The sequence below is a fragment of the Nocardia callitridis genome (assembly GCF_039543305.1).
Taxonomy (GTDB): Bacteria; Actinomycetota; Actinomycetes; order Mycobacteriales; family Mycobacteriaceae; genus Nocardia; species Nocardia callitridis.
Genome location: NZ_BAABJM010000003.1, coordinates 353,602 through 366,505 on the forward strand (window position 1 = coordinate 353,602; position 12,904 = coordinate 366,505).

10 protein-coding genes are annotated in these 12,904 nt (G+C 66.9%); 5 read left to right on the forward strand and 5 right to left on the reverse strand.

All coding sequences use genetic code 11. From position 1 onward, the window contains the following. The first annotated feature begins 29 nt into the window (after window positions 1–29). From ABEA50_RS19285 to ABEA50_RS19295, 3 genes are all read left to right on the forward strand, one after another. Window positions 30–263 (forward strand): hypothetical protein, encoded by a 234-nt coding sequence (locus ABEA50_RS19285; protein WP_345496942.1) that lies wholly within the window; start codon window positions 30–32, stop codon window positions 261–263. Window positions 264–549: 286 nt separating this feature from the next. Then, window positions 550–1,047, forward strand: a complete 498-nt coding sequence (locus ABEA50_RS19290) for a hypothetical protein (protein ID WP_345496943.1) — start codon at window positions 550–552, stop codon at window positions 1,045–1,047. Window positions 1,048–1,167: 120 nt separating this feature from the next. Beyond that, the gene (locus ABEA50_RS19295) at window positions 1,168–4,482 is read left to right on the forward strand and encodes an arabinosyltransferase domain-containing protein (protein ID WP_425577675.1); all 3,315 of its coding nucleotides are present in this window, start codon (window positions 1,168–1,170) and stop codon (window positions 4,480–4,482) included. A 100-nt stretch (window positions 4,483–4,582) separates the two neighbouring features. On the opposite strand, the gene ABEA50_RS19300 is transcribed toward ABEA50_RS19295, so the two are convergent. Together ABEA50_RS19300 and rarD are read right to left on the reverse strand one after the other, a co-directional pair. Further along, the gene (locus tag ABEA50_RS19300; protein ID WP_345496945.1) at window positions 4,583–5,524 is read right to left on the reverse strand and encodes an ADP-ribosylglycohydrolase family protein; all 942 of its coding nucleotides are present in this window, start codon (window positions 5,522–5,524) and stop codon (window positions 4,583–4,585) included. A 311-nt stretch (window positions 5,525–5,835) separates the two neighbouring features. Beyond that, window positions 5,836–6,738, reverse strand: a complete 903-nt coding sequence (gene rarD, locus ABEA50_RS19305) for an EamA family transporter RarD (protein WP_345496946.1) — start codon at window positions 6,736–6,738, stop codon at window positions 5,836–5,838. A gap of 37 nt (window positions 6,739–6,775) precedes the next feature. Between rarD and ABEA50_RS19310 the strand changes: the two genes are divergently transcribed. Both ABEA50_RS19310 and ABEA50_RS19315 read left to right on the forward strand, forming a co-directional pair. Beyond that, window positions 6,776–9,193 carry an HAD-IC family P-type ATPase gene (locus ABEA50_RS19310; protein WP_345496947.1) on the forward strand — a complete coding sequence of 806 codons (2,418 nt, stop codon included), beginning with the start codon at window positions 6,776–6,778 and terminating at the stop codon, window positions 9,191–9,193. A 106-nt stretch (window positions 9,194–9,299) separates the two neighbouring features. Continuing rightward, entirely contained in the window at window positions 9,300–10,118 is an 819-nt protein-coding gene (locus ABEA50_RS19315) for a PhzF family phenazine biosynthesis protein (RefSeq protein WP_345496948.1), read from the forward strand. A gap of 446 nt (window positions 10,119–10,564) precedes the next feature. On the opposite strand, the gene ABEA50_RS19320 is transcribed toward ABEA50_RS19315, so the two are convergent. From ABEA50_RS19320 to lspA, 3 genes are read right to left on the reverse strand one after another with little or no spacing between them, the layout of a single operon-like run. Beyond that, on the reverse strand, window positions 10,565–11,224 hold the full coding sequence (locus ABEA50_RS19320; protein WP_345496949.1) for a hypothetical protein: 660 nt from the start codon (window positions 11,222–11,224) through the stop codon (window positions 10,565–10,567). Then, window positions 11,217–12,143, reverse strand: a complete 927-nt coding sequence (locus ABEA50_RS19325; RefSeq protein ID WP_345496950.1) for an RluA family pseudouridine synthase — start codon at window positions 12,141–12,143, stop codon at window positions 11,217–11,219. The genes ABEA50_RS19320 and ABEA50_RS19325 overlap by 8 nt, the downstream gene beginning before the upstream one ends. Beyond that, window positions 12,140–12,865, reverse strand: coding sequence for a signal peptidase II (lspA, locus tag ABEA50_RS19330; protein ID WP_425577676.1), 726 nt, complete (start codon window positions 12,863–12,865; stop codon window positions 12,140–12,142). The genes ABEA50_RS19325 and lspA overlap by 4 nt, the downstream gene beginning before the upstream one ends. Window positions 12,866–12,904: the final 39 nt, after the last annotated feature.

Sequence of the window (12,904 nt, forward strand, 5' to 3'; positions counted from 1 at the left end):
ATGTCTACCACGGTGCGCTCGTTGTCGCGGTGGCGCGCCAGATCTTTCATCGGGTGCGGGCCCTGATGTCTACCACGGTGCTCGCTGGCGCATCAGCGGCGGAGTGCGAATGTCTGAACGCGTTGACGCGGCTCGTCGCCGACTTCGACACCGCGTGGGCCAAGGGCGCGCGCTGGATCGAGGAAGGTGTAGACAACCGCCAGCGCGGCCGCGACGACATGGGACGCGGCCAGGTTGAGCAGGAGGCCCGCTGGCTGAGGTGATGATGCGGTGCGTTGCCAGGGTGCGGTCGGGGTCACCACCGGCGTGGTGGGGGCATTGTGTGGACGCGGGACCGCACAGCATAGCCAGGTGGGTGCGTGCGGCGGGTTCGACACGGCGGGGGTCGGGCGCGTACGTTCGCTGCCGACGACATCAGTCCGTCCCGTGTGGATCCGTGCGAAAGTTCCCGTTGACGGTAGCCTGTGTGCTCGTGCAGCGGCGCCGGTTCGGTGGTCGCTGCCATGGTGGAACACGACACGGACCCACACGAACGCAAAGGACGATCAGTTGAAGCTTCGTAAGACTGGACGCATCGCGATCGCCGGCCTGGCCATCGTCGCCGCGCTCGGCTTGACCGCGTGCGGCGACGACAAGGACAGCAAGCCTGCCGCGAAGGCGACGACCAGTGCCGCTGCTGCCACGACCGAGGACGCGAGCAACCCGCCTGCCCCGACTGTCGCCGAGCTGAACCAGGAGCTGACGAAGGCGCTGGATCCCGCGGTTCCGGCCGAGGAGAAGCTCGACGGCGTGCAGGGTGCCGAGGCCGACCCGACTCTGCCCGACCGGCTTTCCCAGGCCGCCGCGGGTAACGACGTGCAGATCGAGGTCACCGAGGTGCAGTCCTTCGGTGGTGCCGTGAACGCGAAGGCCAACTTCACCGTCAACGGTCAGACCAACGTGGTCGACGTGCCCTTCGTCGTCGACAACGGCAAGTGGAAGATCCAGAAGGAATGGGCCTGCACGATGCTCACCAACCTGGGTGAGCAGTCGACGGCTTGCGCCTGATTTTCGTGTGGTCGCGGGTGACTTCGGGGGGCTCTGCGGAGTCACCCGCGACCGTGCTCGACCGACGACCGGTTTCGCCTTTCGCGGATCGGGCTAGGATCGAGCCCCGTGGCTGACACGATGTTGTGGTCGGGCCTGCCTTCGGTCGATGAATCCGAACCTGGCACGGCCCAACGGAATACGAGTTCGGGGTGGGCGCGCCCCATTGCGTTGTTCGCGGCTCTGATCGGCGTTGTCGCCGCGCTCGCGGTACCGCTGCTTCCTGTCCGTGTCGACGCGGCGACGCTGTCTTGGCCGCAGGTCGGGTCCACGCACAGCGTGGAGGCGCCGCTGGTCTCCTACGCGCCCTTGACCTTCGATGCGAAGCTGCCCTGCGCGGCGATTCAGCAACTCGGTCCGGGTGGCGGCATTCTCGCCGCGACCGGCCCCACCGGTGCGCCCGACCTCGCGCGGTACGGTTTCATCGCTCAGGTGCAGGCCGCGACACCGGACGCGCCGACCCGCCTGGATGTGGTGTTGCGGAATCGGCCACTGCTCAGTGTTCCGGTCGAGCAATTGACTCCCGGCTGCCAGCTCGTCGTCCATGCCGACACCGGCCGCGCCACCGTGACGCTCGACGGCGCCTCGCCCGCGGTCGCTCCGGTGACGATGAACGGTGACTATCGCCCCCAGATGGTCGGTATCTTCAGCGATCTGGCCACCTCCGACGGCGCCAAGGTGACCGCGGATCTGGACAGCAGGTTCTCCTCGTCGCCGACGCCGATCAAGCGGGCCGCGATCTGGTTGGCGGTCTTGGCCACGATCGTCTCGCTTGCCGCGCTCTATCGACTCGATCGGGCCGCCGGTCATCGCACGAAACGTTTTCTGCCGCAACGATGGTGGTCGTTCTCGGTGCTCGACGGCGTGGTGCTCGGCACCTTGCTGGTGTGGCATTTCATCGGCTCGACCACCTCCGATGACGGCTACCAGTTCGGCATGGCCCGCACCTCCGGTGCCGCGGGGTACATGGCCAATTACTTCGCCTACTTCGGGGTGCCGGAGAACCCGGTGGGCACACCGTATTACGACCTGATCCGGATCATGGCGGAGGTGAGTACCGCCAGTCCGTGGGTGCGTTTGCCCGCGTTGTTGGCGGGCATACTGATCTGGCTGCTGCTCAGTCGCGAGGTGATACCGCGTCTCGGTGTCGCGGTGCTGCGTAATCGGGTCGCGTTGTGGACCGGTGGACTCGGATTCCTCGCGGTGTGGCTGGCCTATAACAACGGGTTGCGTCCCGAACCACCCGTGGCGCTGGGACTGCTGCTGACCTGGTGTTCGATCGAGCGCGCGATCGCGACGCGCCGGTTGTTGCCCGCCGCGGCCGCGGTGCTGGTGGCGGCGTTCAGTTGCACGGCGGGTCCTTCGGGATTGATCTGTGTCGCCGCCCTGGTGGCGGGGCTGCGTCCGGTGGCGCGAATCGTGCTCAGCCGCATCAAGGACGCGACGTCGCGACGCGAGCGGCTGATGCGGTGCGCGAGTCTGCTCGCGCCGCTCGTCGCGGCGGGCGCGGTGGTGGTCGTGGCGATGTTCGCCGATCAGCCATTGGCGGCGATGTCGGAGATGAGCCGTATCCATCACATCGTCGGCCCGGATGTGCCGTGGTACCAGGAGTATCTGCGCTACCAGTACCTGTTCCAGAGCGAGGTGGACGGTTCGGTCGCGCGCAGGATCGGCATCTTCGTGATGTTGGCCGGACTGGTCGTCTGCATGCTGATGCTGTTGCGCAAGGGCGGTCGGATTCCGTTCACCGCGGTGGGGCCGACCCGGCGCATGCTCGGGACGACGGCGGGTGCGCTGCTGTTGCTGATGGTGACCCCGACCAAGTGGACCCACCATTTCGGGGTGTTCGCCGGGGTGGCCGGTGCGGTGGCGGTGGTAACCGCGATGGCCGTTGGCCCGAAGGTGTTGAAGGCGCCGCGTAATCGTGCGCTCTTCGCCGCGGCGGTGACCTTCCTGCTCGCGCTGGTGTTTTCCGGGGAGAACGGCTGGTGGTATGTGTCCTCCTACGGAATTCCGTGGTGGAACGAGGCGCCGGTGCTCGGCAGTACGCCCGTGAACAAGATCTTCCTCATCGCCACGGGTGTGCTGTTGGCGGTCGCCGGGTATTGGCAGGTGCGTGCGCCGGAACCCGGTACGCCGCACCGGGTTTCCGGATTCGCGTGGCGGGTGACGTTGCTGCCGCCGTTGACGATGGCGTTGGCACTGCTCGTGGTCTGGGATGTCGGCTCGTTCGCAGTGGCCGCGGTGAAGCAGTATCCCGCGTTCTCGGTGGCGCAGTCGAATGTCGAAGCGGTGACCGGACATACCTCCGGTCTCGCCGACCAGGTGTTGGTGGAGCCGGACCCGAACGTGGGCATGCTCGCGCCGCTGACCGGTGATGCGATGAGCACCCTCGCCGGGACGGGGTTGGGGTTCAGTCCCAATGGCATCGCGGGATCGGGATCGACCGCGATCGATTCGGCCGCGACGGGCTTCACGGCCAGTGGCGTGGCCGACGATCTGCGCGCCGATCAGGAACCTTCCTCGGGCAGCATCACCGCGGACGCGCTCAACAGCAAGACCCCGTCCGACAATGCGGCGGGAATCTCTTCGGCGGCATTGCCTTTCGGTCTCGACCCGGCGACGACTCCGGTGCTCGGTACCTACCGTTCCGGCGACGCGGGACCCGCGGACCTGACGACAGGGTGGTACCGGCTGCCCGATCCCGCCGACCGCGCGGGCATCCTCGCGTTGAGTGCGGCCGGTCGGATCTCCTCCGACGATGCCGACGGTCATCACACCGATGGTCAGTCGGTGCATATCGAATACGGTGCGACGGATTCGGCCGACACCGCGCAGCCGATGGGGCAGGTGGCGCCGATCGACATCGGTCCCGCACCGTCGTGGCGCAACCTGCGGGTGCCGTTCACGCAGATTCCCGCCGACGCCGACGTGATCAGGATCGTCGCCTCCGATCATGATCGGACGCCGAAACAGTGGCTCGCCCTGACGCCGCCGCGGATGCCGAAGACGCAGACGTTGAGTTCGTTGGTGGGTCCGGACACGCCGGTGTTCGCGGATTGGATGGTGGGGTTCCAGTTCCCCAATCAGCGTCCGTTCGATCATCACAACGGGATCGCCGAGACGCCCGGCTACCGGATCCTGCCCGATCGTCCCGGTGCGGCGATCACGAATCTGTGGCAGAACCACGACAGCGGTGGCGCACTCGGCTGGACCGGCCTGCTGCTGAAGGCCGAGACGATGGCCACCTACCTGGACAACGACTGGAATCGCGATTGGGGTGGGTTGCAGAAGTTTACGAAGATCGACCCGTCCGCGGTACCGGCGCGGCCGACGGTGAAACAGGAGGATCACTCCGGTCTGTGGAGTCCGGGGCACATCAATACGCTGTACTGATCGGCGTGGCTGGAAACTGCGACGACGCTACCGCCGATGTTCTCGACGGTAGCGTCGTGCGTTGCGTGCCACCGGGTTCGGTGTCGAGCGAGCGCGGTGATTATCCGGACGCGGTGGCGCTGAGGTTCTTGGTCGCGATGCGGGTGGCGAGCTGGACGAGGTCTTCGCCGGTCGATCCCGGGTAGCCGTGCAGCTTCTCGCGCCACGCGGTGGGCACGGCGGCGGCACCCCAGCGCGCGCCGAGGAGGCCGCCCGCGATGGCCGCGGTGGTGTCGGTGTCGCCGCCCGCGCGTACGCAGCGTTCCAGTGCCCGCGGGAGGTGGGTCTGATCCGACTGGTCGGTGGTGCTGATCGCCCACCATGCGGTTTGGAGTGCGTGCACGACCCAGCCGTTCTTGGGAAAGTCCTGTGGCACACCGGTTTCGGCCTGATCGAGCAGGGGGTTCCAGTACTCGGCGCTCTCGGAGACGGCAACGGCTTCGCGCACGCCGTCGAAGCTGCCGTGTAACACCGCGTGCCGGATGGCGCAGCTCCAGATCTGGCACGCCTCGATGGCTTGCTTGTCGTGGTGGGTGAGCGCGCCGATGGTGCCTGCCGTGCGCGCGCACGCGGCGGCGTCGCCGAGGTAGGCCAGGGCGACCGGCGCGGTGCGCATGAGTGAACCGTTGCCGCCGGTCAGTCCCTCGATGGTCATCGCTTGCAGGTGCATGGCTCGTGCCGATCCCGGTCGCGGGGAGAGCACGCGGGCGGTCTGCGCGCCGACGTCGGGTGGGACGGAATCCCACCAGGCCACGAAGCCCGCTGCCACATCGTCCAATGTGATCCCGGGATGGTCCTTGTCCGCGGCGAGTGCGATCACCATGGCCATGGAGGTGTCGTCGGTCCATTGGCCGGGTGCGAACCGGAACGGCCCACCGCCGATCATGTCGATCGCCTGGTCCGTTTCCGGATAGGTGAATTCGTATCCTGCCCCCAGTGCGTCCCCCGCCGCGGTGCCGAGCAACACCCCCGCCGCTCGGTCGAGTTGCTGGTCGTCCAGCATTGTTTTCGTACCTCTCGAGTTGTCTGATCTCCGGGGTAGGAAAGCCATACCCCTCCGGCGGCAAAAGTGTGGGAAGTAACAAATCGCCGCGTCGGTGTGCGTAGGTTGCCACGTCGGTCTCGAGGAAGCCAACGGGGCGGTGAACTGCGCGCATGGTGCGCGACGATGCCGATGGTGTGCCGGGTGGATTGCCGAGGGCAGTAGCAGGGGCTGGTTCGGCGACTATCCGGGTTTTCCAGGTAATTGCCACATTGCCGAATTCACTGTTTCGTGCGCGCGAGACTTTTTTCCGGAATCAAACTGGAAAAAGGCTATTTCAAAATTTCTCGGTCCACGGGGACGGTGCGGCGCGCACGGGAGAGGGCGTGTCCGGTGAAGATCGCCAGTGCTGTCCAGATCAGTGCGAAACCCGCCCAGCGTGCGGCGGGCATCGGCTCGTGCATGACGGCGACGCCCCACAGCAGCTGCAAGCCCGGAGTGAGGTACTGGAGCAAACCCATCGTCGACAACGGAACCTTTTGTGCGGCAACCGCGAACAGCAACAGCGGAAGCAGCGTCGCCGGGCCGCTGGATATCATCAGCGCGCCGTGCCCGACACTCGAGGTGAATTCGCTGTGACCGGTGCACACGAGCACGAGGATGAAGGCGAGCGCGAACGGCGCGGCCACCACACCCTCGGCGGCGATGCCGCGCAGCGCGTCCAACCGGATCACCTTCTTGATCACCCCGTAGATCGCGAACGCGGCCGCGAGGGTGAGCGCGATGACCGGCGGCCTGCCGTAGTCGACGGTGAGCACGACGACCGCGCTCGCGCCGAGCCCCAGCGCCACCCACTGCGCCGGCGCCAGTCGCTCACGAAAGATCACCACCCCGAACGCCACGGTGACCAGCGGATTGATGAAATACCCGAGGGCGCATTCCACCACGTTCCCCGAGTTCACCCCGTAGACGTACACACCCCAGTTCAGTGCGATCGCGGCCGAGGCGGCGGTAGCGAGCAACCAGGTACGTCGGTCGATGCCGCGTAAGTCGCGCAGCCGACCCATGCCCGCGAGCAGCAGCAAGACCAGCACGAGTGTCCACAGGATCCGCTGGGCGACCACCTCGGTCGCGTCCGCGAACGCCAGCAAACCGAAGAACGCGGGAAACGCGCCCCACAGGAAGAACGCGCCACCGCCGAACACCACACCGGGGACAGAACTGGTTCGCCGCACGACTGGCCACGCTATCGCCTCACGTAATCTTGCGACCATGTCGATCACTGTGCAGGCCGCCAGCGCCGCAGGACTGACGACGGCGCAGGTCGAGCAACGCCGCCGCGACGGTCAGACCAACGACGTGCCGGATCGGGCGAGCCGATCGGTGCGCGACATCGTCCGCGCGAACGTATTCACCAGGATCAACGCGATTCTCGGCGTGCTGTTCATTCTGGTATTGGCGACCGGTTCGATCATCGACGGGATGTTCGGCCTGCTGATCATCGCCAACAGTGGGATCGGCATCATCCAGGAGATCAGGGCCAAGCGCACGCTGGACCAGTTGGCGATCGTGAGCCAGGCCAGGCCGACGGTGCGTCGCGAAGGCGGTTCGGCGCAGATCCCGCCGAACGAGGTCGTGCTCGACGACGTGATCGAGCTCGGGCCCGGCGATCAGATCGTGGTCGACGGCGAGGTCGCGGAGTCGGCGCTGTTGGAGATCGACGAATCGTTGCTCACCGGTGAGGCCGACCCGATCGCCAAACAGGTGGGCGATCAGGTGATGTCGGGCAGCTACGTGGTGTCGGGGTCGGGTGCTTATCGCGCGACGAAGGTCGGTAAGGATGCCTACGCGGCGAAGCTGGCCGACGAGGCGAGCAAGTTCACCCTGGTGAAGTCGGAGCTGCGCAGCGGAATCGACACGATTCTGAAGGTGATCACCTACCTGCTGATCCCTGCCGGGTTGTTGAGCATCTACAACCAGTTGTTCTCCAGCAGGGAGTCCTGGCAGCCCGCGCTCACCGGCATGGTCGCCGCCCTGGTGCCGATGGTGCCGGAGGGTTTAGTGCTGATGACCTCGGTGGCGTTCGCGGTCGGTGTGGTGCGATTGGGTCGGCGTCAGTGTCTGGTGCAGGAGCTGCCCGCGATCGAGGGACTGGCCAGGGTCGATGTGGTGTGTGCCGACAAGACGGGCACGCTCACCGAGAACGGTATGCGGCTCGCGGAGGTCAAGACGGTCGACCAGGCCGACGGAATAGACGCCGACGAGGTCCGAAAGGCACTGGCCGCCCTGGCTGCCGACGATCCGCGACCGAATGCGAGCGTGTTGGCGATCGCGGAAGCATTGCCGCAGACGCCGGGTTGGCAGCAGACCGCGGTCGCGCCGTTCTCCTCGGCCAAGAAGTGGAGCGGCGGCTCCTACGGCGCACACGGCGACTGGTTGCTCGGTGCGCCGGACGTGCTGCTGGATTCGGCGTCCGAGCACGCGCGCCAGGCCGAGGAACTCGGTTCCTCCGGACTGCGCGTGCTGTTGTTGGCCCGCAGCGACCGTGCGGTCGACGCGAAAGACGCGCCGGGTGCGGTGACCCCCGCCGCACTGGTGGTGCTGGAGCAGAAGGTGCGTGCCGATGCCGCCGAGACGCTCGAATACTTTGCCGAGCAGGATGTTTCGATCAAGGTGATCTCCGGCGACAATGCGGTGTCCGTGGGTGCTGTCGCAGGGTCGCTTCGCCTTTCCGGTGGCGACGCGGCCGTCGATGCCCGCCAATTGCCTTCCGACCGTGACGAACTCGCCGATGTGCTGGAGGAACGCACCACTTTCGGTCGGGTACGGCCCGAGCAGAAACGCGCCATGGTGGGTGCGTTGCAGTCGCGCGGACACACCGTGGCGATGACCGGTGACGGCGTGAACGATGTGCTCGCGCTCAAGGACGCCGACATCGGCGTCGCGATGGGTGCCGGCAGTCCCGCGACGCGCGCGGTGGCACAGATCGTGTTGCTGGACAACAAGTTCGCGACCCTGCCCTACGTGGTAGGGGAGGGTCGCAGGGTGATCGGCAATATCGAGCGGGTCTCGAATCTGTTCCTCACCAAGACCGTGTATTCGGTGCTGCTGGCCTTCCTGGTCGGTCTCGCGGGGGTGGGATCGCAGATCTTCCACTACGACCCGATCGGTTATCCGTTCCTGCCGAGACACGTCACCATTGCCGCCTGGTTCACCATCGGCATTCCGGCGTTCATCCTCTCGCTCGCGCCCAACAACGAGCGTGCGCGCTCCGGGTTCGTGCCTCGGGTCATGCGCCTTGCCATCCCGTCGGGTGTGGTGATCGGCATCGCGACCTTCGTCTCGTATCTGATCGCCTACCAGGGCGCGAACGCCACCGAGCAGGAGACGGTGCGCGCGGGTACCACCGCGCTGATCACGCTGATCATGATCGCGGTGTGGGTACTCGCCATCGTGGCGCGGCCGTACGTGTGGTGGAAGGTGCTGCTGATCGCGGTGTCGGTGCTGGCGTATCTGCTGCTGTTCACGGTGCCGTTCACTCGAGCGTTCTTCAAGCTCGACCCCTCGGATTGGGGACTGACAGGTGCGGCGGTGGTCTGCGGTCTGGTGGGCATCGTGCTCGTCGAAATCGCCTGGTGGGTCGGGTCGGCAATGAGTGGGCAGCGCCGTGGGCTGTTGCCTCCCGCCTAGTCTCCTCGCCTAGTCCCTCGGCGGTGACCAAACTGGACGCTCGTCTCGGCGCGCCGCGAGATGCCTTGTGCGAAGGGGCATTCGGGGTGGGAGTACCTTTTCAGTCATGGAGGTCTTGCTGCACCAGATCGACGCGTTCGCCGACGCACCGTTTTCCGGCAACCCGGCCGCGGTGATGCCGCTGTCGGACTGGTTGCCCGATACGCTGCTGCAACAACTCGCCGAGGAGAACAACCTCGCCGAAACCGCGTTCTACACTTCGCGATTGCCACCCGAAGCGGGTGCGGCGCCCGGCGACTGGCCCGCCTTCGCGCTGCGCTGGTTCACGCCGGTGCACGAGGTGGATCTGTGCGGGCACGCCACCATGGCGGCCGCGGCGCAGATCCTCGAAGACCTCCATCCCGGCGCCGATCGGGTGAGCTTCTACACCCGCAGCGGCTGGGTGCACGTCGATCGCACCGACGACGACGAGTTCGTGCTCGACCTGCCGGTGCAGGAGTCGGTCGAGGTGACCGCGGATGTGGCACTGGTGGCCGCGCTGGGCGTCACGCCGGTGCGCGCCTTCAGTGGTGCCGACGAGGTGATCGTGCTCGGCAGCGAACGCGAGGTGCGCGAGGCCACGCCGAGCTTCGACTCCTTTCCTACGTTGCGTCGCGGGGCCGTCATCACCGCGCCCGGCACCGAAACCGATTTCGTGTCACGCTTTTTCGCGCCGGGGTATGGCATCGCCGAGGATCCGGTCACCGGTTCGGCGCACGCGCAACTCGTGCCGCTGTGGAGCGGGATGCTCGACAAGCACCGCTTCACCGCGCGTCAACTGTCTCGGCGTGGCGGCAGCCTGCGGTGCGAACTCGCCGACGGACACGTGTTGCTTGTCGGTCGGTGTCGGCGTTACCTCGACGGCGTGGTGACGCTGCCGGACTGAGCTGCCGTTTTCGCCGCCGGTGTTCGACATGTGTCGACGTGGTACCGGATGATTTCCCGCATCCACGCCGACCTGCCGCGTCGTTCGCCGTAGATGTTCGACACCCCTCGGCGGGTCGGTGCGGGCTGATTCTTTGTTCGTGCGTGGCGACCAGCGGCCGCGAGTGTGTTCGCGGTGAAGAGCGGGGAGGGGGCCCGGGTCACCACCGCGTTCGATGACCCTACGGCGACGTGAAACCCGAGCGGCCAGGGCAGGTGACAGCCTCGGGGCCTGCGGACAACTGGTGGGGCATAGGAAAAGTCTTGTCCGTCTGCGCATTTCGCGACTCGTGGCGTGCGCACTCCCGGCGGCTCGATGGTGCCAACGAATCCGACTGGGCAGCAGGCGCTTCCGGGATAGTGGCGGCCCACGCACCGCGACGCGGCAGGGCGGGTTCGAGCTGTCCGTTACGCGGGCGGTACATCGCCGTCGTCGGGGCCCGGGCGCACAACGTCAACATACTCAGGGAGCAGGGGAACCACGCCGAAGTAACCCGCCGCAGCGTCGGCGGGCAGGGCTTGCACCGCGCGAACCCCATACCGTGCGGCCACATTTCGCAACTGCGGCAGCGGCGCCCTGACCACGAGCCCGACGGTGCACTCGCAACCGGCGCGCAGCCGTGCGGCCGATACGTCGAGGATGGCGGCGGCGCGATCGTCGACGGGTCGAGGCAGTAACCAGGCCGCATCGGCCGCCGAAGCCACCGCCGCCGCGGCCCCCTCGGGCACGGACACCGTCACCAGCGGCGTCTGCACGCGGGGGATCGAGACACGATGCAGCACCTGCGCGATCCGTGTCCCCGCGCCGTATTCCGGAATCTGCTGCGGTGCCAGCGCTTCGGTGAACGACACCAGTGCCCAATGCTGCTCGTCGTCGGTGCCGATGAGCGAATCATTCGACCGCGCGAGATAATCCGCGACCGGCTCCGTGCGATCGGGACCGAGTTGGTCGGTTGCCACCTGCGCGCGATACGGCGCGCGCAGGGCGGCGGCCACGAGCAGCGCGAGCACCACGAGCGCGACCGCGCCGACAGCGAGGCCGCGCCACGACAGCGTTCGCTCAGGCATCACTCAGAACGTCCAACGCGTGCTTCAGGTCGTCGGGGTATTCGCTGGTGATCTCCAGATACCTGCCGTCGGCGGGATGCTGGAAACCGAGCGATCGCGCGTGTAGCCACTGTCGTTGCAGGCCGAGGCGTGCCGCCAGCCGCGGGTCGCTGCCGTAGGTGAGGTCACCGCAACAAGGGTGGCGGATCGCGGAGAAATGCACCCGGATCTGGTGTGTCCGACCGGTTTCCAGGTGCACATCCAGCAGGCTCGCCGACTGGAACGCCTCGATCGTGTCGTAATGCGTGACGCTGGGTCGACCGTCCGCGGTGACCGCGAACTTCCAGTCGTTGCCGCGCGCGCGGCCGATGGGCGCGTCGATCGTGCCGCTGCTGGGGTCCGGATGTCCTTGCACGAGTGCGTGATACCGCTTGTCGATGGTGCGTTGCTTGAACGCGCGCTTGAGCACCGTGTAAGCGTGCTCGGACTGCGCGACCACCATGACACCGGAGGTTCCGACGTCGAGACGATGCACAATGCCCTGACGTTCGTGCGCGCCCGAGGTGGAAATGCGATATCCGGCTGCCGCGAGTCCCCCGATCACCGTGGGACCCGACCAGCCGACCCCGGTATGTGCCGCGACACCGACCGGCTTGTCCACCGCGACGATGTCGTCGTCGGCGTAGAGGATCTTCATGCCCTCCACCGGTTCGGCCTCGATCGTCAACTCGCGCTTGGGTTCCGGAAACACCACTTCCAACCATGCGCCCGCGATCAGCCGGTCGGACTTGCCCGCCGCGGTGCCGTCGAGTTGTACGGAGCCTTCCTCGGCGAGTGTGGCGACCGCGGTCCTCGACAGGCCGAGCAGACGGGAAAGGCCCGCGTCGACGCGCATGCCGTCCAGGCCGTCGGGAACGGGCATGGTGCGTGTCTCTCTCATGCCGCACTCCCTTCATTATCGGTCTTCTCGGGCGTTGTCGCGTCGGTGTCCAGATCGTCGCGCCGGGTGCGCGTGCCGTTCGGTTCGAAACCGAAGACCGTGAGCGCGACGAGCGCGATCGCGCCGCACACGATCGCGGAGTCGGCCACGTTGAACACCGGCCACCAGCCGACGGCGACGAAGTCGACCACGTGTCCTTGCAGTGGGCCCGGCGCGCGGAACAGTCGATCGGTGAGGTTGCCGAGCGCGCCGCCCAGTACCAGGCCGAGCCCGATCGCCCACCACAGCGACCGCAGCGTGCGACCGATGCGGATCACGCCGATCACCACGGCGAGCGCGACCAGGGTGAGCAGCCACGTCATCCCGGTGGCCATGGAGAACGCGGCTCCGGCATTGCGAATCAGCGACAGCCGCACGACATCGCCGATGAGGTAGACGGGGTGGCCGGGCCGCAGGTGGGCGACCACGAGGGCTTTGGTGAGTAGATCGAGGCCGAACAAGACGGCGGCGATGGACAACAGCGTCAGCAGCCGTTGCCGGGGACGGGGGGTATCGGGGACGCTCGTCGACGCGCCGGTCGCGGCTGTATCTGTTGACGTGGTCGTACCTGTGGGCTCAGCGGTAGGTGTTGAGTCGGTGGTGCTGGTCGACTTGGTGTTGCCCGCCGGTTCGGTGGTACCTGTCGGCTCAGTGGTGGCTGCCGACTTGGTGGTGGCTGTCAGCTCAGTGGCACCTGTCGCCTCAGCGGTGTCTGCCGGCGT